Raw genomic sequence first — 21,528 nt, 5'->3', positions numbered from 1 at the left:
GACTACTTGTCGCCGGGATTGGACTGGCTGGCCGGGGGCGTCGTGCTGCTGTTGTTGTTCTTGGCGTCGATCGCGCCGGCGCCCATCGCGGCGAAGCCGACGATCGTGACGATCATCGCGGCGAGCTTCCCTCCGTCGGGAGGAACGGCGGCGCCGCCCTTTTTCTTCTTCTTGTCGTCGTCCGTGGCCTGGCGGACGGCGAGGTGCAGCCCGCGCGTCTCGCCGGGAGCCAGCGTGATCGGCGTCGCGACCTCGAAGGCGCCGTCCTTGGTCTTCAGCTCGATGCGCGAGACACCGGGCGTCACACCCTGGACGGTGAAGGCGCCGTCGGTGCCGGTCGGCGCGGACGTGAAGGCGGCGTCACCGTTGTGGACGACGACCGTCGCGCCGGCGAGCGGCGTCGTGGCGACGGGTCCGATCACCGTTCCCGTGAGCGTGGCGGTCGCGGGCGAGGCCGCGGCCGGCATCGTCGTCGCGACGAGCGCGACGGCGAGAAGGGTGGCGAAGACCCTGACGTGCGTTCTCTGCTCCATGGTGTTCCCCCAGCTTCGGACGTTCGTACGCCGCTAGTCGTTCGGATTGGACGGGCTGGCCGACGGCTGCGTGCTGTCGTTACCGGCCTGGCTGATTCCTACCGCCCCCGCGGCGGCGAAGCCGACGAGGACCGCGATCATCGCTCCCTTGGCGCCCGCGGTCCAGTAGGGAGCACCGCCTTTCTTTTTTTTCTTGTCGTCGTCGCCCGAGCGACGAAGCGCGACGTGCACGCTCTTCGTCTGTCCGGGCGCAAGCGTCACCGGCGTCGCCACGTCGTACGCCGTGCCGTCGCTGACGATCGAGAGGCTCTGGCGCCCGGGCGTCATGCCCTCGATGCGGAAGCTCCCGTCGGCATCGGTGACGGCGGAGGCGCGCATCGTTCCGGCATCGTCGGTCGCGCGCACCGTCGCTCCCGCGAGCGGCGACGAGCCCGCCGCGAGGACGGTTCCCTGGAGCGTCGCGGATGCCGGGATGGCGAAGACCGATGCGGTGGAGGTCAACGCCACGGCGACGGACGTCGCCACGATCTTCCTCGCGAAGCAAGACGTCATCGGAAACCTCCTCGTGAAGGTCTACTGGGACGAGCTGGAAGGCGACGCGGGATGGCTGTTGGTCTCGGTGAGGGCGCTGATCGCGACCCCGACGACGACGGCCGCGCCGACCACGATGAGCGTCGCGTAGAGAGGGTTCGCCCACACGCCGCCGGCGCGCTTCGCCTTCTTCTCGCCGGGCGGCGGGCTGGTATCCTGCCGGCCCAGCGCGAGCTGAAGATTGCGCGTGGCACCGGGAGCGATGGACACGGGAGTAGCGACAACGTACAGGCCCGACTCGGTCTCGACCGCGAGATCGGCTTGGCCGGCGGGAACGCCGTCGATGCGGAACGATCCGTCGGCTCCGACGGGCGCTCGGAGCGCCGCGCCGGGATCCGATGCGGGGGCGACGAGAACGGCCCGCGCTTCGGGGCGGTCCGGACCCGGGAGGACCCGGCCGGCGAGCGCGCCGGAGGGCAGCGCCCAGACCGGACGCGACAGCAGGATGGCGGTGAGGACGGCAGTTGCGAGCTTTTTCATGCCCACCGTGAACGGACGCCACCCTCGCAGCGGCAAACCGGCCGGGCCGTCCGGCCGGAGCGCAGCGGGTGAAGAATAGGAAGACGACGATCCCCTCGTCAAGAGGAAAGGACGACTCATGCAGAACGAGCGCGAACAATTGCGGCAGCTCTTGAAGGGCCAATCGCTCATGTTCGGGGACTTCACCCTGGCCTCCGGGCGCAAGAGCACCTTCTATTTCGACTCGAAGAAAACGACGCTGCTCCCCGACGGGGCGTGGCTCACCGCCCGAGCGATCCTGGGCCTCATCCGGGAGAAAGGGATCGAGGCCGACGCCATCGGCGGCCTGACGCTCGGCGCCGATCCGATCGTCTGCCCGGTCGCCGCGCTCAGCCACGCCGAGGGCCCGGCGCTCCGGGCGTTCATCGTTCGCAAAGAGGCCAAGGAGCACGGCACCGGCCGGCGGATCGAGGGGAACCTCGCGGCGGGGAGCAAGGTGATCATCGTCGACGACGTCGTCACGACCGCCGGCTCGACCTTGAAGGCGATCGAGGCCGCGGAGGACGAGGGACACCACGTCGTGGCCGTCATCTGTCTCGTCGATCGCGAGGAAGGCGGTGCCGCGAAGCTCGCGAGATATCCGTTCCACCCGCTCTTCAGGCGCTCCGAGATCTTCGGAGAGGTGACGGCGTGAAGAAGTTCACAGTCGACAGTACTGTCAACTGTTAACTGTTAACTATCGCCTTCTGCGAGAACGCGGCGATCTCCTCGACGACGCGCTCGAGCTGCGAAGGATCGAGCTCCGGGTAGATCGGCAGCGACAGCACCTCGGCGGCCGCCGCCTCGGTGTGCGGCATGTCCCCCTCGCGGTAGCCGAGCGAGGCGAAGCACTCCTGAAGGTGGAGCGGGATCGGGTAGTAGACGGCCCACCCGATGCCGCGCGCCTTGAGGTGCTCGCCGAGCGCGTCGCGCCCCTTCACGCGGATCGTGTACTGATTGAAGATGTGGCCGCCGCTCGGCGCGCGCACGGGGAGCGCGACGCGTCCGCTCGCGACGAGACCCGCGCTCTCGAACAGGCGGTCGTAGCGGTCGGCGTTGGCGATGCGCCCCTTGGACCACGCGTCGAGGTGCTTCAGCTTGACGCGTAGGACCGCGGCCTGGAGCGCGTCGAGCCGGCTGTTCCAGCCGATCGCCTGGTGCTTGTAGCGCTCGCGCTCGCCGTGGACTCGCAGCATCTTGAGGCGCGCCGCGAGCGCGTCGTCGTGCGTCGTCACGACGCCGCCGTCGCCGAACGCGCCGAGATTCTTCGACGGAAAGAACGAGAACGCGCCGGTCGTCCCCATGCTTCCGGCGCCCTTCCCCCGGTACGTCGCCCCGATCGCCTGGCACGCGTCCTCGACGACGGCGATGCCGCGCGCCTTCGCCAGCGCCAAGATCGGGTCCATGTCGGCGCACTGGCCGAACAGGTGGACCGGCAGGATCGCCTTCGTCCGGGGCGTCAACGCAGCCTCGACGCGGGCGGGATCGAGATTGAACGTGTGCGGATCGATGTCGACGAAGACCGGGATCCCACCGTGGCGCGTGATGCACGAGGCGGTCGCGAAGAACGAGAACGGCGTGGTGACGACCTCGTCGCCCGGGCGGAGATCGAGGGCGTGCAGCGAGAGGACGAGCGCGTCCGTGCCCGAGGCGCACCCGATCGCGTGCGGGACACCGACGTACGCGGCGATCTCCTGCTCGAACGCCGCGACCTCCGGTCCCAGAATGAACATCTGCGAGTCGACGACCCGCCGGATCGCGCGCTCGATGTCGTCGCGCATCGCCTGGAACTGGGGCTTGAGATCGAGAAGCGGCACGTTGGTCAAAGGCGGCCTCCCCGTGGCGGGATCGGTTCCGTGAAGACCGGATTGTAGAACGACCCCCCTGCTAACATCCGCCCCTCGGAGGACCCTTGCCGGCCCGATTCACGACCGCGCTGATCATTTACGCGTTCGCGGCTGTGGGGATCTTCCTCCTGGCGGTGCCCTGGTCGCCGGTCTGGGAATCGGCGACCTCGGCCTTTCTACCCACCGCCGCGGGCCCCTTGCTCCGGAGCGGCTTCGTGCGCGGGTTCGTCAGCGGGCTCGGCGCGCTGAACGTCGCCGTCGCCTGGAGCGAGGCGCGGTCCTTCCTGAGGATGCCGGACGGCGGGACCCCGTGAACGCGCGGCCCGTCGTGCTCACCGCGGGTGCAGTCGCCCCCACGGCGAACGACGGCGTCGTGAGCGACGCGGCGGTTCTGAGCGAGATCGACTGCCGGGCGGTGCCGGTCGTCACGTCGTTCCTCGGCCACGCGCCCGGCCGGCGGTTCGCCGAGCCCGTTCCCGCGGCGCTGCTCGAGCGGCAGATCGCGGCTGCCTTCGCCGGTCCGCGTCCCGAAGGCGCGCTGATCGGCCTCGTGCTCGATGCGGAGCAGGTGCGCGCGATCGCCGCTGCGATCGACCGCGCGGTCCCAGACGTCGCGGTGTACGCCCCCGTCGTGTCGATCCATGGCGAGACCCTCCTCGATGCGGCGACCCTCGCCGCCGCCGAGGCGGAGCTGTTCGGCCGGGTCCGTGTCGTGGTGCTTCGTGCGAACGATGCGGAGCACGTGACGGGAATCGCGGTCGAGGGATTCGACGCGTTGAAGGCGGCCGCCGGCGTCCTCCGCCGCCGGGGAGCGCGAGCGGCGATCGTCGCCGGCTATCAGGCGCACGGGCGTGTCGCCGACGTCGTCGACGACGGGGGAACGATCACGCTGCTCGACGCCGCGCGGATTCAGGCGAGCCATGTCGCGGGCCTCGCCGGCGCGTACGCCACCGCGGTCGCCGGACACCTCGCGCACGGAGCGACGCCGGCGCGCGCGGCCGGCGCCGCGCAGCGTTACGTCGCGATGAGATTGATGCGAGGTAGGTAGCGGGCAAAAAAAAGGCGACCCTTTTTTCGGGTCGCCCCGGACCGGCGTTTGGAGCCGTTCCGCCAGGTATCGGTCAGGGAGGGGGCAGGCCTCAGGGAGAGGTCGAGGTGTGGTAGCTCTCACCGCGCGGCATGCGGCGCAGGAACAGCGCTCGCAGCTTGCCGAGCGCCTTGTTCAGAGGGTGAGAGCGCGAGACCATCGAGAGCGGCGGCGCCTGGCGGCGCTCGAACTTGCCGAGCTCCGCACGGAGGGCCTTGTGGTCGGGCGCCATCGCCAGGCCGCGCTCGAAAGCGGCCAGTGCTTTGGTCGTCTTGCCGGCGATGAGATAGACGCGGCCGAGGTTGAGCAGCAGGTCGGGGTTGAAGAAGTCGCGGCGTGAGGCGGTCTCGCACGCCTGGATCGCCTCGGGACTGGCGCTCCGGCTCTGCGCGAGGCTCAGGCCGTAATAGGAGAGGTAGCGCATTTGGGGACGCGTGACGCCGTGTTGGCGCTCGATCAGGATGGCCGATTGAAAGTGGGTGGCTGCGGTCGCGGGGTCTCCCTCGACCAGCGCGACGAGGCCCTTCCGAAAGCTATTCTCGGCCGAGAGTATAGGCATGGTGACCAACTCTTCCTGTTCATCCCCGACGTTGCTATAGGTACTTCTCTACTATCTATGGTGCAATGAGTTTCTAAAACATATTTTATTCAGCCAGGATGACTATCTGATGAATCTTGAAGCTGTTTCGATCGACGGCCGCCGGAAGCCTCCGACTAATCCCAGAGACATCGTGGCGGCCACGATCCTCGTCGCCTCGATGGCGCTTTCGGCCGGTTGCCGGGGTGACGAAGAAGCGACGATCCAGCGGATCCACGACCTGGGGCGGAAACCGACCGAGCCGAACCGGAACCGGATCGCGGACCTCGTGCACGATCCCGATCGGGACGTGCGCGCCAACGTCCTCCTCGTCCTGAACGAGGTCGATCCGGTCCGAGCGAAAACGCTGGCCCGCGCCGCCCTGACCGATGTGGACGGGGTGGTGCGAGGCGCCTCGGTGGAGGTCGTCGCTTCCGAGGCCGCCGGCGATCTCGAATTAGCCCATGCGCTGGCGGCGATGGCGTCGCAAGACGCCGCGTGGCAGGTGCGCCGCCGCGCGCTCGATGCGATCGCCGGAATCGACGATCCCGGCGTGAAAGAGGCTATCGTGGCGGCCCTTTCGGACTCCGTGCGCCACGTGCGCCGGGCGGCGCTCGAGGCCGGAAGCGCGCACCCGGGACTCTTACCTCTCGATCGGGTCTCGGACCTCTGCGCGAAGGATCCCGACTGGGAGAACCGCGAAGCGGCCGCCCGTGTGCTCGGCGCCTCCGGCGATCCGGCGTCGGCCGCCGTCCTCGCCGCCGCCGAAGCCGATCCGAACGAGTTCGTGCGAGCCGAGGCGGCGCGCGGCCGCCGGTCCCTCGAGCGATCGTCCCCGCCGCCGGCGAGCGTCCCGGCTCCCGCCCATGATGGGAAGCCGGGAAGCGGTGTATAGTGCGGCTTCCAACACCGACCGCGATACGGCCCGTCTGATACGGGGTTCTTCCCGGGGCCGCGCGACACGCCGGAGAGTTCGCACCGTGAAGGTCTCTGGTTCTCCATGCGTCCGGCCGTGCGCCTGACGCGGCGGCCTGACGGCGGTTTTCGCCTGGAAGGGATCACGGACGACGCGATCGAAGGCGTCCCGCGGGACGGCGGATTTCGTGTCTACACCCGGGAAGCGTGTCTCGTCACCTGGGACGCTGCGACGCCCGGTTGGGTTCTGGTGGCGGAAGAAGGGGGACGGGAGTTGGGACGCACGACGCCGCTCGAGAGCGTCCACCTCTCGTCGCCGTCGTCGCTCCTGCTCTCCGATGGGCGCCTGTTCCGGCTCGCGCTCGCCGGAGCGTCGGATCCGCACTTCGAGGTTGGTCTCTGGGACCAGCCCGGGACCTATGTGATCGGGCGCGCCGACGGCGGCGGGTGGACGCTCGAGCGGACGGCGGCCGGGCGCCGGCTCGAGGCCGGGCCCGAGCTGTGGATTCTCGCCGGTGCGGAGCTCGGACGGCTCGACGGATGGTGGGGAGCGATCGCGGGAGGGATGCGGATGGAGTCACGATGAATCAGCCTGGGCAGCAGGGACCGCACGGCTTCGGAGGGGGTAATCGGAGGAGACGGCGCAGGCGCGGGAGACGCGGCGGCGGTAGCGGCGGTCCGGCGCCGATGAACGGAGGCAACGGGCCGGGAGGACAACAGGGCGCGCGGCCCTCGCGGGCGCTCGCTGAAGCTCCGATCCCGACCGAAGAGCCGACCCTCGAGGTCCAAGGCGTTCTCCAGGTCGCCCCCGAGGGTCACGGCTTCCTCCGCTCCGCCGCGACCGATTTCGAGATGCAGCCGAACGATCCGTGGGTGCCGCGCGAGCTCGTCCAGAGTCTGGCGCTCGAAACCGGCGTCGAGCTCGCCGCGCACGCGGTGCCGTCGCCCCGGCCCGGATTCCCGCCCGGGGTCGCGCGCATCGGGACGATCAACGGGTTCCCCACCGAGGCGTACGCGAAGCGGACGCCGTTCAAGAACCTCGTCGCGGAAGATCCGACCGAGCGGATCCGGCTCGAAGCCGACGCCTCCGACACGTCGATGCGTGTCGTCGACCTCATCGCGCCGATCGGGAAGGGCCAGAGGTGCCTGATCGTCGCCCCTCCCAAGGCCGGAAAGACCGTGCTCTTGCAGAAGATGGCGCGCTCGATCACGACGAACCATCCGGAGATCCATCTCATCGTCCTCCTCGTCGACGAGCGCCCCGAGGAGGTCACCGACATGCGCCGGAACGTGCGCGGCGAAGTGATCGCCTCGAGCTCGGACGAACTGGCCCGGAATCATCTCCAGGTCGCGGAGATCGCACTCGAGCGCGCCAAGCGCCTGGTCGAGTCCGGACGCGACGTCGTGGTCCTGCTCGACTCGATCACGCGCCTCTCGCGGGCGTACAACACCGAGCAGAAGGGCTCGGGCCGCGTGCTCTCCGGCGGGATCGACGCGCGCACGATGGAGAAGCCGCGCCGTTTCTTCGGCGCCGCGCGCAAGGCGGTCTCCGGCGGTTCGCTCACCGTGATCGGCACGGCTCTCGTCGATACCGGCTCGCGGATGGACGAGGTGATCTTCCAGGAGTTCAAGGGGACCGGGAACATGGAGATCCTGATGGATCGCGGCCTCTTCGAGCGCCGGATCTTCCCCGCGATCGACATCTCGAAGACCGGCACCCGCAAGGAAGAGAAGCTGTTCACCCCCGAGGAATATCAAAGGGTGACGCTCCTGCGCCGCGCGCTCGCGTCCTTGCGTCCGGCCGAGGCGATGCAGCTCCTCGTCGGCCGGATCGAGAAGTACCCGACCAACAAAGAGTTCCTCGCGAACCTCCTGAGCTGATCGTGCTCGACCTCAGCCGCAAGGCCAAGAGCTTCACCGAGTCGGTGATCCGCGAGATGACGCGCCTGTGCCGCCAGCACGGCGCCGTCAACCTCGCGCAGGGGTTCCCGGACTTCGCCGCGCCCGAGGAGATCAAGGAAGCGGCCTGCCGCGCGATCCGCGCCGACGTCAACCAGTACGCGATCACCTGGGGCGCCCCGTCGCTGCGCACCGCGATCGCCGAGAAGGTGCGCCGCACCTACGGCATGAGCGTCGATCCCGAGCGGGAGATCGCGGTGACCTGCGGCGCGACCGAAGCGATGATCGCGTCGATCTTGGCGATCGTCGATCCCGGGGAAGAGGTCGTCGTCTTCGAGCCGTTCTACGAGAACTACGGTCCCGACGCGATCCTCGCCGGAGCGACCCCGCGCTTCGTTCCCTTGCGGCCCCCCGACTGGTCGTTCGAACCGGACGAGCTGGCGGCCGCATTCAACGACCGCACGCGCGGCATCATCCTGAATACGCCGAACAACCCGACCGGGAAGGTCTTCACGCGGGACGAGCTCGAGACGATCGCGACCCTCTGCCGCAAATGGGACGTCGTCGCCTTCTCGGACGAGATCTACGAGCACATCCTCTACGACGGCGCCGTCCACGTGCCGATCGCGACCCTCCCCGGCATGGCCGATCGCACCGTGACGATCAACGCGCTGTCGAAGACCTACTCAGTCACCGGCTGGCGCGTCGGCTGGACGATCGCGTCGCCTGAGCTGACCTCGGGCATCAGGAAGGTGCACGACTTCCTCACCGTCGGCGCGGCCGCTCCGCTTCAGGAAGCGGGCGCCGCCGCCCTCGGCCTCCCGGCGACGTACTACGACGCGCTCGCGCGGGACTACGCCGCGCGGCGCGATCTCCTCCTCCAGGGGCTGCGCGGCGTCGGCTTCCAGTGCGAGCCGCCGCGCGGGGCGTACTACATCCTCGCCGATGCCACGGCCGTCGGCTGCCGCGACGACGTCAGCTACGCGCGCCGCCTCGTCGAGACCGCCGGCGTCGGCGCGGTTCCGGGATCTTCGTTCTTCTCGCGCCCGGAGCTCGGCCGCACGCTCCTGCGCTTCGCCTTCCCGAAGAGGAAGGAGACGCTCGACGAAGCGGTGGCACGACTCGAGCGCGCGCTGCACTAACCGACGAGGACGGCGCCGCCGTTGACGTTCAAGATCTCGCCCGTCACGAACGTCGAGAGGTCGGACGCGAGGTAGAGCACGGCACCGGCGATCTCGTCCGGCGTCCCGGCGCGCGCGAGCGGGATCGTTTGGAGGATCGATTCGCGGCGGGCGCCCAGGAGGTCCTCGCGGGTCATGTCGGTGACGACCCATCCCGGCGCGACGCAGTTCACGAGGATCCCGGAGGATGCGAGCTCGGAGGCGAGCGATTTCGTGAACGAGATCAGCCCACCCTTCGTCGCCGCGTAGTGCGAGCAGAACGCCTCGCCTCTCTGCCCCGCGGTGCTCGCGATGTTGATGATCCGGCCGCTCCTGGCCTCCTTCATCGCGGGGACGGCGGCGCGTGTGCAATGGAAGGCGCCGGTGAGGTTCACGGCGAGCATCTCCGCCCACTCGTTGTCGGACATCTCCTCGATCGGCGACGACTTCCAGATTCCCGCGTTGTTCACCAGGATGTCGATCCCACCGAAGCGCGCGACCGTCTCGTCGACGAGCATCTCGGCGTCGGCCCGCTGGCTCACGTCAGCGGCCAGGGCGAACGCCTCGGCGCCCATCGCTTCGATCTCCTCGACCAGGAGCTCGGCCGACGGGGTCTCGACGCGGTAGTTCACCGCGACCGAGGCCCCGGAGCGCGCGAGCATGAGGCAGCAGGCGCGTCCGATGCCTCGGGCGCCGCCGGTGACGAGCGCGGACTTTCCGTTGAGATCGATCATGAGGACACCTCGTCGGGCCGGTCGGGGAGGAGCGCGAGCTGGCCGCACGCGGCGCGCGCTTCGGCGCCGCGGCTCCAGCGGATGCTCACGGGAAGTCCCGCCGCGAGCAGGCGGTCACGGATCTCGACGATGCGGGCGCGGGACGGGGCGCGGTAGGCGAGCCATCCCGGAACCTCGTTGAACGGGATCAGGTTGAGCTTCGCGGGGTGGCTGCGGAGGATCTTCATGAGGCGGAGGACGTCGGCGTCGGTGTCGTTGATCCCCGCGAGGAGGACGTACTCGAACGTGAACTTCTCGCCGGTCGCCGCGGCGAACTTCCGGCACGCCTCGAGCAGGCGTGCCATCGGGTAGCGCCGGTTGACCGGCATGAGACGGTCGCGCTCGGCGTCGCTCGACGCGTTCAGGGAGACGGCGAGACGAGGGCGCTCCGGCTCGCCGGCGAGGCGCTCGATCGCGGGGGCGAGACCCGACGTGGAGATCGTCACGCGCTTTTTTCCCAGGCCGAATCCGTCCGGGTCGACGAGGATGCGGAACGCATCGACGACCGCGTCGTAGTTGTGGAGTGGCTCGCCCATACCCATGAAGACGACGTTAAAAGGGCCCGGAAGGTCGCGATCCTCGCGGATCGCCGCGACCTGGCCGACGATCTCGCCGGCCGTGAGATGGCGCACGAGCCCCATGCGCGCGGTGAGGCAGAAATCGCAGCCCAGAGCGCAGCCTACCTGGCTCGAGAGGCAGAGGGTGATGCGCTCGCGCTGGATCATGAACACGCTCTCGACCGTGCCGCCGCCGGGCAGATCGATCGCGTACTTGATCGTCCCGTCCCGTGCTTCGACGCGCGAGCGGATCTTCGGGACGTCGATCCGGGCGCCGACGGTGAGCTGCGCGCGGAGCGCCTTCGGGAGATCGCTCCACGCGCGCGGGTCGAGGCGGCCGCGGGCGTACATCCATCGGAAGGCCTGAGCGGCGTGGTACGCGGGCGCGCCCTGCGACGAGAAATGACCGGAAAGCTCCGCGCGCGACATCCCGTACAGATTCGGTCGTGTCATCGCGTCCCAGTGTAAAGGAACCCTCGGCGGTCCACGTTCCTTGACACCGCCCGGCCGGGACCGCTAGCGTGCGCGCGAGGTGGCTGTTTGAAGAAGGATCATCTCGCGTTCCTCGTCGCCGGGCTCGCCTTCGGATTCCTCTTCGGCTTCGGCCTCTTCAAGGCGATCGCCACGCGTCCGGGAGCCGAGGCCGCGCCCGCCTCCGCCTCCGCCGACATCCCGATGCCCGCCGGTCCCGCGGCGCCGACGGAGACGGTCAACGGCGCTCCGAACGCAGGAGGCGGCGGCGCGCCGATGATGGCGGAGATCAACTCGCTCAAGGAGCGCGTCACCAAGGATCCCAAGGACGTTCCGGCTTGGACGCGGCTCGGCAATATTTACCACGACGCGAGGATGTTTCCGCAGGCCCTCGACTTCTACAAGCGCGTGCTCGAGCTGACGCCGAACGACGCGAACGTCCTCACCGACACGGGCATCTGCTATCAGGAGATGCAGCAGTACGACAAGGCGCTCGAGATGTTCGGCCGCGCGCAGAAGGCCGACCCGGCGAACTGGCAGTCGCTCTACAACACCGTCGTCGTCGCCGGGCTCGGGATGGGCCGGTTCGACGTCGCCGACCCGGCGCTCGCCCGCCTCCAGCAGATCCACCCGGACGCCCCCAATCTGGCGGAGCTCCGCGTCGCGCTCGACAAGGCCCGGGCGGGAGCCGCACCCGCCTCCCGGTAGCCCGCTTCCCGCCTTCCTGGCCCCCCGAACTCTCGAAACCTATATTCCGCCGGGCGCCGGCCCGGGTGGGGTCTGCGGCTCCTGTGGGAGAGTGGGATGAGCGCCGATCGCATCGCGCGGCTGCACGAACAGGCATCCGAGCACTACCTCAACGGAAACTATCAGGACGCGCTCCAGGCGTGGCGTGACGTGCTCGCGCTCGATCCAGCCAACGAGCAGGCGATGGACGGCGTCCGCATGGCGTCCCAGTTCGCGCAGCCCGGAGAGGCCGCGACCGCCGTCAGCGCGGACGTGGCGCACGATCTCGACCAAGGATTGAAGGTGTTCGACAGCCTCGGCGCCGCGCGCCCCGATCGCCGGCCCGCGGCGACGGCGGCCGCTTCCGCCTCCGCCCCTGTCCCGGCGGCGGCGCCCGATCCGACGCGCCAGACGGAGGGGATCGATTTCGGCGACCTGTCCGGCGTGGGCGCGATTCCTCTCGGGAGCGTCGACTCCGCGCCGATCGTCAAGACGGAGCCGGAAGCCGAGACGGAAGAGCCGGTCGAGGAGCACTTCGGTCTCGAGCCAGTCTCGCAGGCGAGCTCGAGCGCGGCCGCGCACGAGCTGAACCGCCGCGTCGCCGACCTCCTCGCGGAAGCGCACGCGAAGGCCGACGCGGGAGAGAAGGACGAGGCGCTCGCGATTCTCTCGCGCCTCTCGATCCTCGACGAGGAGAACGCCGACGCGATCGCTCTCCGCGCGAAGCTGCTCGAGGGTGGGCCGTCCGATCTCGACAAGATCGAGGAGGCGATCATCGAGGGCGTCGCGGCGCTCGAGTCCGACCGCCTCGACGACGCCGAGCGACACTTCCAGGCGGCACTCGCGCTCGCCCCCGACCACCGCGAAGCGCAGCACTACCTCGACAAGGTGCGCGAGCGCCGCGCCGGTCCCACGCACGTTCCCGGGGCCGGGCACGAAGGCGAGGATCTTCTCGGCGGCGGCGCGCCGCCCGAGGTTCCCGCGCCGGCTCCGGCGGCGAAGCCGGCCGCGGCGGCGGTCCCGCTCGCGGTACCGGCCGGTCCGCCGGCCGCCAAGGCGGCGGGATCGACGAAGCCGCGCCCGGCGCTGCCTCCGCCCGAGGCCCCGGCCACGCCGCGCTCGAGCTCGATGAAGCTCCCCCCGCTCAAGTGGATCGTCGGCGGTGGGGTGCTGGCGATCGCCGCGATCTGCGCTTTCATCGCGGTGCCTCAATTCTTGTCGTCGAAGAAAGTGCCGAAGCAGGTCCCGGCGCCGCCGCGGGCCGCGAAGCCGGCCGCGCGTCCCGCCTCCGCACCGGTGCCGGTCATGACGGCCGCGGAGAAGGCGAAGGCGATCGACGACAGCCTGAAGCGCGGCGGCGCGAGGATGGCCGCGGGAGATTTCGGCGCCGCGGTCGTCGCCTACAACGAAGCGCTCCGTCTCGACCCGGCGAACCTCGACGCGAAGGCCGGTCTCAACGAGGCAGGTGATCGCTACAAGGCGCACAAGTCGGAAGAGGACGCGCTGAGCTCGATCAAGACGAGCTTCAAGGAAGGGGAATACGCCTCGGCGCTGCGCGTCGCCTACCGCCTGCCGGCGACGGTGCCCGACTCGTTCGTGAGCGGGATCAAGCTCGCCGGCTGGTACAACCTCGCCGTCGTCGCGCTTCGGGCGGGCGACTGCCGCGAGGCGATCTCGCATCTCGACGAGGCGCTCGCCGCGGTGCCGGCCGATCCTCAGGCGACGAAGCTGCGCGAGTTCGCGACGAAGTACGCCGACGCGCCCAAGGACCGGGGGTTCCTCGACCAGGTCGAGGCGCTCCAGTTCCGGCCGCTGCCGTCTTCTTAGTGCCGGAAGTGGCGGCGGCCCACGAGGACCATGGCGACGCCGCGCTCGTCCGCCGCTTGCACGACCTCGTCGTCGCGGATCGAGCCGCCGGGCTGAACGACGGCGGTGATCCCCGCCTCGGCGGCGACGTCGAGACCGTCGCGAAACGGGAAGAAGGCGTCGGAGGCCATCGCGGCTCCACGGAGCGACGTCTGCGCCTTCTGGATGCCGAAACGCGCGGAGTCGACGCGGCTCATCTGGCCGGCGCCGATCCCCACCGTGCGATCGGCGAAGGCGTAGACGATCGCGTTCGATTTCACGTGGCGGACGACCGTCCACGCGAACTGGAGCGCGCTCCACTCCGCATCGGTCGGGGCGCGCTTCGTCGCCACCTTGCCTTGGCGAATCGACGGGTCGGGCCGGTCCCACTCTTGCGCGAGCATTCCTCCCTGGACGCGGCGTAGGTCGAGGCCCTCCCTCCGGTACGCGGAGAGCGGCCCGGTCTCGAGGAGGCGAAGGTTCTTCTTCTTCGCGAAGACCGCGATCGCATCGGCGGAGAAGCCGGGCGCCAGAACCCCCTCGTAGAACGCCTCGACGATCGCCGACGCGGCGTCGCCGTCGATCTCGTCGCCGAAGGCGATGACGCCGCCGAAGGCGCTCGTCGGATCGCACGCCAGCGCGTTGCGGAACGCCCTGTCGGGGCGCTCGGCGAGACCGACGCCGCAGGGGTTCCCGTGCTTGACGATGACGCACGCTTCGCGCCCGAGATCTGCCGCGAGCGACAGCGCGGCATCGAAGTCGAGGATGTTGTTGAACGAGAGCGGCTTCCCGGCGAGCGGACGGGCGGTGACGAGGCTCGTGCCCGCGGCGGCAGGATCGCGATAGAAGGCGGCCTTCTGGTGCGGGTTCTCGCCGTAGACCAGATCGGACGCCTTGGGAAAGACGAGGCCGAGGGTTCCCGGGAGGGCGTCGCCGGCTCCCGGCCCGGCGGCGCGCCCCAGGTACCACGCCACCGCGGCGTCGTACGACGCGGTGTGGGCGAACGCCTTGGCGGAGAGGGCGAGGCGCGTGTCGCGCGTGAGGCCCCCGTGCTCGCGCAGGGCGGCGAGGATTCCCGGGTAGTCCGCCGCGTCGACGATGACGCCGACGTCCTCCCAGTTCTTCGCCGCACCGCGCACCATCGAGGGGCCCCCGATGTCGATCATCTCCACGACGTCGGGCAACGACCTCGAGGGATCGGCGGCGGTCGCCGCGAACGGGTAGAGATTGACGACGACGAGATCGATCGTCTCGATGCCGTGCGCCGCGAGGTCGCGCATGTGCTCCGCGTTCCCGCGGATCGCGAGGATGCCGGCGTGGATGCGCGGATGGAGCGTCTTGACGCGGCCGTCGAGCATCTCCGGAAATCCGGTCTGATCGGCGACGCGCACGACGGGGAGGCCGGCGTCCTCGAGCATCTTCGCGGTGCCGCCGGTCGACAGGAGCGCGATCCCCATCTCATGGAGCGCTCGGGCGAAGGGGACGAGGCCGGATTTGTCGTGGACGCTCAGGAGAGCGCGACGGACGGGAGATGTCATCGAGACGGTGCCATGTATGGCGTCCCCGCGAGATCGCCGTGGCAGGTCCGCCACGCGGCGAGCCAGGCCTGGGCGATGTCGGTCACCGCGTGCGAGTACGCCAAAGAGGCAATCGCGAACGGGATCGACCGGTCGTCGAACGATGCCGGGTCGTCCCAGCTCGGCGCCGCCGCATAGGCGCCCGCGAGCGTTCCGCCCTCGCCGCGCGCCCGCTCGAGGACGCCCTTCGCGAACGCCTTCCAGTCTCCCTTCGCCAGGGCCGCGTTGTCGTGTCCGTAGAAGACGAGCGGAAAGCGGGACCGCCTCGTCTCGCAGAACGCGGCGAAGTGGGCGTAGAGGGGCGCACCGGGGGCGCCCGCTGCGCCGGGAGGGAACCCGGCGTCGGCCACGTAGTGCGCGAGCGCGCCGAACCGCTTCGCCACGTCGTGGAACGATTGATGTCCGTTGACCGCGGTGACGAGATCGCGCGCCGCGCCGTCGACCGTGCCGTCGAGCGTCCCATGGTCCCACGCGGGACGGTGCGCCGGATCGTCCTCGGTCGTCATCGGCGCGAGCATGCCGTTGAGGAGATCGTCGCGACGCTCGGTCAGGACCTCGCGGAGCGACGGCGGCATGAGCTTGACCGCGTCGTCGATCATCCCGACGCGCGTCGGCGCCGTCCACGCATGGGCGGCGAAGGGGACGGCGAGAACGGCGAGGACCGCGGCGAGTCGTGCGCGCACGGCGCGCATCATAACCGCTTACTGTTTCGGCGGCTTCGGCGCCTGGGCGGGCGGCTTGGCGGGAGCCGCCTTCGGATCGACCGGCTTCTGCATCTGCAGGAGCGGGAGGCCGAGCGCACCCGCCTGGTTCGCATAGATCGTGAGGCGGACCGCCATGAGGTTCTCGTTGTTGACGACCTGCGGGTTCTTCCGCGGGTCGGCGAGATCCGGGTCGAGCACGAGGGCCCGCCGGTACTCCTCGATCGCGTCGTCGTAGCTCTTCTCGGCGTCGTAGACGGCGCCGAGGTTGTAGTGCGCGAGCGCGTTGTTGGGATCGAGCGCGATCGCCCTCTTGAACGAGCCGGCCGCATCGCCCAGCGAATGGTTGGTTCGCTGGATCGTGCCGAGGTTCAGCCAGATCGTCGGATCCTTCGGGGCCAGGTCGGTGGCGTAGTGCTGGTAGGCGAGCGCGACCCGCGGCATGCCGCGCTTCGCCAGGTAGGCCGCGAAGTCGTTCACCTGGGCGGCGGTCGCCTTGCCGGCGTCGATGAGGTCGAGATAGGCGACGGCGTTCGGCTCCGCGCCGACCGGACCCTGACGGAGATGCTGGCCGAGCTTGTGAAGCGAGCTGCCCGGCGACTGTGTCGGAAGGATCGACGCCGCGACGGCCTCGGCGGAAGCGGCGCCCGGCGCGGGCGGGGGAGCCGCCGGGTTGTTGGGGACCTCGTCCGAGCCTGCCGGCTGGTCGCTCGGCGCGGCGTGCTTCTCGCGCAGGCGGGGCGTCCACCACGAATCGGCCGAAGCGAGCGTGGCCGTGCAGGCCGCCGCGAGGATCGCGGCCGCGATCCTTGACCTCGTTCTCCTCATGCTCACTCCCTCAGCGGCCGGGACGCGCTTTGACCGTGACCTTGCGATCTTGGACGATGACACGAAGCTCCACTTTAGCGCATCCCGTCTTGTCGCGGAGTCTCCCGGCCTGAGCGGCGACGCTCTTGAGGAAGCTGTCGAAGGTCAGTTTTCCCGTCGGCTCGCCCGATTTCTTGCGCGCCTCGAGGAGGCGCTGGTGGAGGAGGCGGAGGGCTCCGTTCTCGGCCGAGTCGGCGACCGTGCACCGCGCGACCACCTGCTCGGCGGCCCCGGCGCGGTCGGCGACCGCCGGGGCGGGACGGTCCCCCTCCTCCAGCGAGCGGATCGTCTTCGACCACAGCTCGGAGAGGCTGCCAAACCGGCTGACGAGCGTGTTGAAGTGGAAGCGCGACGCGTACCGTTTGATCGGCGCGTTCGCGTAACGCTTGATGATGCGCTCGACCTCCGCCCGGAGCTCGTGCGGCTGCTTGGGGACGGAGCCGGCGAAGAACATGTCGTACTGGATCTTGAGCTGCCGGATGGCCGCCTCGAGGCGCACGATGTCGGCGTCGAGCTCATCTCCGAGCTGGTCCTGCACGGCACCCCTCTATAATGAAGCGTCCGAAGCCGCCCCGAGGTCGCGCAGCGAATATAGGTTGGCGATGGGGCTGAGGCAATTTCGGGCCGTATTGCCCTGAATGACGACGAACGAAGCGCTCAAGTCGCTGCCTGCGGTGTCGCGCCTCCTGGACGATCCGGCGATGGCGCCGGTCCTCGCGAGCCGCGGCCGTCCGCTCGTCACGGCGCTTCTTCGCGAGGCGCTCGACGAGCTGCGAGAGGCGCTTCAGGACGCGGGACGCACGCCCCGGATCCCCGACGAGGCGGGCTTCGCGGCGCTCGTCGACGAGCGCGCGGGGGCGCTCCTCCGGGCCGCTCCCCGGAGGGTGATCAACGCGACGGGTGTCATCGCCCACACGAATCTCGGGCGCTCGATCCTCTCGGACGCCGCGGCGGCGCGTGTGGCCGAGACGGCGCGCGGCTACGTCGATCTCGAGTACGACGTCGCGAAGGGAGCGCGCGGCGACCGGCTGGGCCCGCTCGCGAGCCTGCTCGCCCGCCTCTTCCCCGGCTCGGCGTCGCTCGCGGTGAACAACAACGCCGCGGCGATCTTCCTTGCGCTCCGAGCGCTCGCGAAGGGGCGCGAGGTCGTCGTCTCGCGGGGAGAGCTCGTCGAGATCGGCGGCTCGTTCCGCATCCCCGACATCCTCGCCGCGTCGGGCGCGAAGCTTCGCGAGGTCGGCACGACGAACCGGACGCGGGCCGCCGACTACGAGGCCGCGCTCTCCGCGAAGACCGGCGTTCTCCTCAAGGTCCACACGAGCAATTTCAAGGTCGTCGGATTCGCCGAGGAGACGTCGATCGAGGATCTGGCCGCCCTCGCGCGCGCACGCTCGGTTCCTCTCGTCGTGGACTGGGGGAGCGGGGACCTCGTCGATCTCGGCCCCCTTGGCGTGAGGGACGAGCTGCCGGTCGGAACGATCCTCGCGCGCGGCGCCGACCTCGTCACCTTCTCCGGCGACAAGCTGCTCGGCGGCCCGCAGGCCGGCCTCGCGGTCGGACGGGCGGACCTCGTCGCGAAGATGAGGAAGGACCCGCTGGCCCGTGCGCTCCGCCTCGACCGCCTGCAGATCGCGGCGCTTCACGCGACGCTCGTCGCATACGTGACCGGGCGGGCCGAGGAAGAGGTCCCGACGCTGCGCATGATGGCGCTCGACGCGGGAGCCATCCGGTCGCGCGCCGAAGCGATCGGACAGCGTCTCACCGCGAGCTGGTCGCTCGTCCCCGGCGTGTCGCGTCCCGGCGGCGGGTCGTCGCCGGTCGGTGAGATCCCGACCGTCCTTCTCGCGATCGAGCACGCGAGCCCCGCGAAGCTCGAGGCGGCGCTCCGCCGGGGCGATCCGCCGGTCATCGCGCGGGTCGCGGACGACCGCGTCCTGCTCGACCTGCGTACCGTTCTGCCGGAGCAGGACGGGGTCCTGCTCGCGCGCCTCCTGAACGCCCTCTAGATCGCCGGGTACGCGGCGTAGAGGCTGCCGGGGAGATCGGAGTACCGGTCCATTCCCGGGGTCGCGCGGATCGATCCGTCTTCCAGCACCAGCGCGCCTTCGGCGCCTCCGCGCGCGATGACCGTGAGACCCTCGTCCGCGCCGAGGAGGAACGACGCGGTCGCGAGACGGCCGGCCTCGAACGCCGTCCGCGCGAGCACGGTCGCCGACGCGACGCCTCGCGCGGGGCGGCCGGTCGTCGCGTCGAGGAGGTGGTGGTAGCGGACGCCGTCCACGACGAAGCAGCGCTCGTAGTCGCCCGAGGTGGCGACACCGGCCGCGCCCGGGAACCGCAGCGCGAAGCGGACCCGCCCCGCCTCGCGCGGATCGGCGACGCCGACCGACCACGGCCAGCCGTCGCCCCGCCCTCCGACGGTCCGGACGTCGCCCGCGAAGTTGATGAGCGCCGACTCGACGCCGCCCTCCTCGAGCAAATCGGCGACGCGGTCGGCGGCGTACTCCTTGCCGACCCCCCCGAGGTCGAGCTCCATCCCGGGCCGGCGGAGGAACACCGTCTTCTCGCGGATCGACACTGCCTCGAAATTCACGAGCGGCAGGAGCGCCGCGATCTCGTCCGGTGCCGGGACGCGCCGCGCGCGGAAGTCCCACGCGCGACGGAGGACACCGACCGTCGGGTCGAACCGGCCGCGCGTGAGGCGCGCGAGATCGAGCGCCGCCGCGACGAGGAGCTCCGTCTCGTCGTCGACGGCGACCGGCGTCCGTCCCGCGTTGCGGGTGATCTCGGAGACGACGCTCGCCTCGCGATAGCGGGAGAATTTCCATTCGATGCGGAGCGCCTCCGCTTCGGCCGCGCGCGCGAGACGCTGCGCCTCCGTGCGGCCGCGGCGGTCGACGAAGCGGATCAGCCCCGACCCGCCCATGAGCGCGAACCGCGTGGTGTAGAGCGTCCTTTCGTCCACGCTCAGTAGCGCCAGGTGAGCCCGATCGTCCCGGTCGTGACGTTCATGTCGGCCGCGGAGGCGGTTCCCGGGCCGCCCCCGCCATCGTCCGACGGCGGGACAGCGGAGAGCGGCGTGATGCGGTCGCGTCCGTGCTGGCTCTGGTAGGTGGCGCCCACGCTCAGGACGAGGTTCGGCCGGATCGCGTACGCGATCGTCAGGCCGCCGAGGACGCTGTCGAACGCGGAGAGGCGATAATCGGCCGACATGTACGTCTGGGCGACGGCGAACTCGTAGCCGAAGAACGACGCGTGGGATTGCGTGTAGAGGCGCACCAGCGGCGAGACGGTCCACCTGGATCCGAACCGCTGGTCGTACAGCAGCTCGACGGTGTGGGCGCCGATCGCCCAGTCGTCCCAGTAGTACCGGTAGCTGACCTTGAGCGCGCCGTTCGCGTCGACGAAGAAGTGGCCGTACTTGAAGATCGCCGCGTAGCGCGAGCGCGCGTCGGGCCGGTGCTCGGGCACCGTCGTCGTCGGCGATCCGACGGGAACGACCTTGTACGGGTCGTCGAGATAGCCGGAGAGCCGGGCCAGCGATGCCGAGACGTCGAACAGGTCCCGCTCGCCGAGGATCCAGCTCCAACCGAGGGCGTAGCTGTCGCTCGACTTCGGATGGTCGACCCTCGTCGTCACGGGCGTCACGATGTCCCGCGAGAAGGCGATGCCGGCGTGGAGCGTGCCGCGCCCCTTCGCCATCGTCCACGCGTCCGAGAGGCCGGCGCCGCGCGCGGTGTAATCGTTCTCCTTCGAGTACGAGAGGTCGACCGAAGGAAGGTTCGCGCCGAACTTCCGCCCATACGAAGCCGTCACGGACTTGCGCGTGTCGTGATACTCGGCCATCGGGAACGAGCTCGACGTGTGCGATCCCGAGGCGGAGGTCGTCGTGTCGGTCGTCGGATACGCGCCCGTGGGCGAGGCGCCCGAGATCGTGTCGTAGCCGAGGAGCAGCGAGAGCTGCCCGCCCTTCTGCCCGAAGTCGTGGTTGAGGAAGATCCAGGGGTTCGAGACCTCGGTGCGGTTGTTCGATTCCTGGTACAGGAGATACCGGAACTCGAGGCTCGACTGCGCGCGCGCGCTCCCGGCGGCGAGACCGCCGACACCGGCGAGGACGAGGGGAAGGCGGCTTCGCCGGAGCGCCTGCTGGCGACGCCTCCTAGTTACAGCCACAGCCGCCGCCGGCAGCGCCGCCGTCGCCGGACGCTCCTTCCTTGCTCGCGTGGATGTGCTCCTTGATGATCCTCGAAAGCGGGCTTCCGTCGAGGCTCATGATCGGGTCGGCGAGATAGCCGCGCTCCCACGCCTTGAGGCTGCCGGTCGCATGGAGGCTCGACGCGACCCGCACGTCGGTCCCGTCGGGCAGCGCTCCTCCGGCGAGGAGCGTCTTGACCGCCGCCTCGATCTTCTCGTGGACGCTCACGTCGCCGCCCTCGAAGCGCGCGGCGACGTTCCCCTCGCGGTCGATCAGGAACGTCGTCGGCATCGCGACGACGCCGAACGCTTCGCCGGCGCGGCCGCTCGGGTCGCGCGCGATCGCGAACGACGCCGGGACCTCCTCGAGGAACGTCGCGACCGCCTCGTCGTCATCCTCGAGGGAGAGCCCGACGATCGCGAGCCCCTGCGGCGCGTAGCGCGACTCCAGCCCCTCGAAGAACGGGAAGCTCTTCCGGCACGGGCCGCACCACGACGCCCAGAAGTCGAGGACGACCACCTTCCCTTTGTAGCTCGAGAGCGCGACGGGCTTGCCGTCGCGCGTCGCCATCGCGACCTGCGGGGCGGGGGCCAGTGTCGCCGCGAGGAGGAGCGTCGCGATCATCACGCAGGCGAGGCTAATGCCCCCCGCCCAACGATGCCAGCCTTCTCTCGGGACACGAGAGGTCCGTTAGGCCGAGGTTCGGAGA

24 protein-coding genes are annotated in these 21,528 nt (G+C 70.1%); 10 read left to right on the top strand and 14 right to left on the bottom strand.

Translation table 11 applies throughout. The annotated features are described in order from the left end of the window. Positions 1-2 precede the first annotated feature (2 nt). The 3 genes from VFV19_04340 to VFV19_04330 are packed head-to-tail and all read right to left on the bottom strand — an operon-like array spanning position 3 to position 1,604. Complete coding sequence (locus tag VFV19_04340; GenBank protein HEX4823512.1) at positions 3-533, bottom strand: carboxypeptidase regulatory-like domain-containing protein; 531 nt, start codon at positions 531-533, stop codon at positions 3-5. A gap of 33 nt (positions 534-566) precedes the next feature. Next, positions 567-1,085: a carboxypeptidase-like regulatory domain-containing protein gene (locus VFV19_04335; GenBank protein ID HEX4823511.1), complete on the bottom strand. Its 519-nt coding sequence runs from the start codon at positions 1,083-1,085 to the stop codon at positions 567-569. 21 nt (positions 1,086-1,106) lie between these two features. Continuing rightward, positions 1,107-1,604, bottom strand: coding sequence for a carboxypeptidase-like regulatory domain-containing protein (locus VFV19_04330; GenBank protein HEX4823510.1), 498 nt, complete (start codon positions 1,602-1,604; stop codon positions 1,107-1,109). Between the two features lie 118 nt (positions 1,605-1,722). On the opposite strand from VFV19_04330, the gene pyrE reads away from it, so the two are divergent. Further along, complete coding sequence (gene pyrE, locus VFV19_04325; GenBank protein ID HEX4823509.1) at positions 1,723-2,277, top strand: orotate phosphoribosyltransferase; 555 nt, start codon at positions 1,723-1,725, stop codon at positions 2,275-2,277. Positions 2,278-2,308: 31 nt separating this feature from the next. Here the strand turns inward: pyrE and VFV19_04320 are convergent, their stop codons facing one another. Next, positions 2,309-3,439, bottom strand: coding sequence for a DegT/DnrJ/EryC1/StrS family aminotransferase (locus VFV19_04320; protein HEX4823508.1), 1,131 nt, complete (start codon positions 3,437-3,439; stop codon positions 2,309-2,311). Between the two features lie 95 nt (positions 3,440-3,534). Here VFV19_04320 and VFV19_04315 point away from each other — a divergent pair, with 95 nt between their 5' ends. Further along, entirely contained in the window at positions 3,535-3,783 is a 249-nt protein-coding gene (locus VFV19_04315) for a hypothetical protein (protein HEX4823507.1), read from the top strand. Beyond that, positions 3,780-4,517 (top strand): bifunctional hydroxymethylpyrimidine kinase/phosphomethylpyrimidine kinase, encoded by a 738-nt coding sequence (locus VFV19_04310; protein ID HEX4823506.1) that lies wholly within the window; start codon positions 3,780-3,782, stop codon positions 4,515-4,517. Before VFV19_04315 ends, VFV19_04310 begins: the two co-directional genes overlap by 4 nt. A gap of 91 nt (positions 4,518-4,608) precedes the next feature. Here the strand turns inward: VFV19_04310 and VFV19_04305 are convergent, their stop codons facing one another. Further along, complete coding sequence (locus VFV19_04305; GenBank protein ID HEX4823505.1) at positions 4,609-5,115, bottom strand: tetratricopeptide repeat protein; 507 nt, start codon at positions 5,113-5,115, stop codon at positions 4,609-4,611. A gap of 172 nt (positions 5,116-5,287) precedes the next feature. On the opposite strand from VFV19_04305, the gene VFV19_04300 reads away from it, so the two are divergent. The 4 genes from VFV19_04300 to VFV19_04285 all read left to right on the top strand — a co-directional run bounded on the left by VFV19_04300 (position 5,288) and on the right by VFV19_04285 (position 9,089). Beyond that, complete coding sequence (locus tag VFV19_04300) at positions 5,288-6,028, top strand: HEAT repeat domain-containing protein (GenBank protein ID HEX4823504.1); 741 nt, start codon at positions 5,288-5,290, stop codon at positions 6,026-6,028. Between the two features lie 105 nt (positions 6,029-6,133). Next, positions 6,134-6,634 (top strand): hypothetical protein, encoded by a 501-nt coding sequence (locus VFV19_04295; GenBank protein ID HEX4823503.1) that lies wholly within the window; start codon positions 6,134-6,136, stop codon positions 6,632-6,634. Positions 6,635-6,735: 101 nt separating this feature from the next. Beyond that, a complete protein-coding gene (gene rho, locus VFV19_04290) occupies positions 6,736-7,929 on the top strand; it encodes a transcription termination factor Rho (protein ID HEX4823502.1) in 1,194 nt (397 codons plus the stop codon). 2 nt (positions 7,930-7,931) lie between these two features. After that, complete coding sequence (locus VFV19_04285) at positions 7,932-9,089, top strand: aminotransferase class I/II-fold pyridoxal phosphate-dependent enzyme (GenBank protein HEX4823501.1); 1,158 nt, start codon at positions 7,932-7,934, stop codon at positions 9,087-9,089. Here VFV19_04285 and VFV19_04280 read toward each other — a convergent pair. Continuing rightward, the gene (locus tag VFV19_04280; protein HEX4823500.1) at positions 9,086-9,841 is read right to left on the bottom strand and encodes a 3-oxoacyl-ACP reductase family protein; all 756 of its coding nucleotides are present in this window, start codon (positions 9,839-9,841) and stop codon (positions 9,086-9,088) included. The two genes, VFV19_04285 and VFV19_04280, sit on opposite strands and share 4 nt — an antisense overlap. Further along, positions 9,838-10,890 (bottom strand): 23S rRNA (adenine(2503)-C(2))-methyltransferase RlmN, encoded by a 1,053-nt coding sequence (rlmN, locus tag VFV19_04275; GenBank protein HEX4823499.1) that lies wholly within the window; start codon positions 10,888-10,890, stop codon positions 9,838-9,840. The genes VFV19_04280 and rlmN overlap by 4 nt, the downstream gene beginning before the upstream one ends. A gap of 87 nt (positions 10,891-10,977) precedes the next feature. Here rlmN and VFV19_04270 point away from each other — a divergent pair, with 87 nt between their 5' ends. Both VFV19_04270 and VFV19_04265 read left to right on the top strand, forming a co-directional pair. Next, positions 10,978-11,616, top strand: a complete 639-nt coding sequence (locus VFV19_04270) for a tetratricopeptide repeat protein (protein ID HEX4823498.1) — start codon at positions 10,978-10,980, stop codon at positions 11,614-11,616. 96 nt (positions 11,617-11,712) lie between these two features. After that, the gene (locus tag VFV19_04265) at positions 11,713-13,461 is read left to right on the top strand and encodes a tetratricopeptide repeat protein (protein HEX4823497.1); all 1,749 of its coding nucleotides are present in this window, start codon (positions 11,713-11,715) and stop codon (positions 13,459-13,461) included. Here the strand turns inward: VFV19_04265 and purH are convergent. The 4 genes from purH to VFV19_04245 are packed head-to-tail and all read right to left on the bottom strand — an operon-like array spanning position 13,458 to position 17,162. Further along, entirely contained in the window at positions 13,458-15,017 is a 1,560-nt protein-coding gene (purH, locus tag VFV19_04260) for a bifunctional phosphoribosylaminoimidazolecarboxamide formyltransferase/IMP cyclohydrolase (GenBank protein ID HEX4823496.1), read from the bottom strand. The genes VFV19_04265 and purH overlap by 4 nt on opposite strands. Further along, a complete protein-coding gene (locus tag VFV19_04255) occupies positions 15,014-15,739 on the bottom strand; it encodes a hypothetical protein (protein ID HEX4823495.1) in 726 nt (241 codons plus the stop codon). Before VFV19_04255 ends, purH begins: the two co-directional genes overlap by 4 nt. A gap of 18 nt (positions 15,740-15,757) precedes the next feature. After that, a complete protein-coding gene (locus tag VFV19_04250; protein HEX4823494.1) occupies positions 15,758-16,585 on the bottom strand; it encodes a tetratricopeptide repeat protein in 828 nt (275 codons plus the stop codon). A 10-nt stretch (positions 16,586-16,595) separates the two neighbouring features. Beyond that, positions 16,596-17,162 (bottom strand): MXAN_5187 C-terminal domain-containing protein, encoded by a 567-nt coding sequence (locus tag VFV19_04245; protein HEX4823493.1) that lies wholly within the window; start codon positions 17,160-17,162, stop codon positions 16,596-16,598. Positions 17,163-17,262: 100 nt separating this feature from the next. Here VFV19_04245 and selA point away from each other — a divergent pair, with 100 nt between their 5' ends. Continuing rightward, entirely contained in the window at positions 17,263-18,630 is a 1,368-nt protein-coding gene (selA, locus tag VFV19_04240; GenBank protein HEX4823492.1) for an L-seryl-tRNA(Sec) selenium transferase, read from the top strand. Here the strand turns inward: selA and VFV19_04235 are convergent. From VFV19_04235 to VFV19_04225, 3 genes are read right to left on the bottom strand one after another with little or no spacing between them, the layout of a single operon-like run. After that, entirely contained in the window at positions 18,627-19,589 is a 963-nt protein-coding gene (locus VFV19_04235) for an FAD:protein FMN transferase (protein HEX4823491.1), read from the bottom strand. The genes selA and VFV19_04235 overlap by 4 nt on opposite strands. Positions 19,590-19,591: 2 nt before the next feature. Then, entirely contained in the window at positions 19,592-20,797 is a 1,206-nt protein-coding gene (locus VFV19_04230) for a DUF3570 domain-containing protein (GenBank protein ID HEX4823490.1), read from the bottom strand. Further along, entirely contained in the window at positions 20,784-21,443 is a 660-nt protein-coding gene (locus VFV19_04225; protein HEX4823489.1) for a redoxin family protein, read from the bottom strand. Before VFV19_04225 ends, VFV19_04230 begins: the two co-directional genes overlap by 14 nt. Between the last annotated feature and the right edge of the window lie 85 nt (positions 21,444-21,528).

Source organism: Candidatus Polarisedimenticolaceae bacterium (genome assembly GCA_036275915.1).
Classification (GTDB): domain Bacteria; phylum Acidobacteriota; class Polarisedimenticolia; order Polarisedimenticolales; family DASRJG01; genus DASRJG01.
The sequence above is the reverse complement of the archived record's forward strand: the minus strand, read 5'-3'. Positions and strand labels throughout refer to the sequence as shown.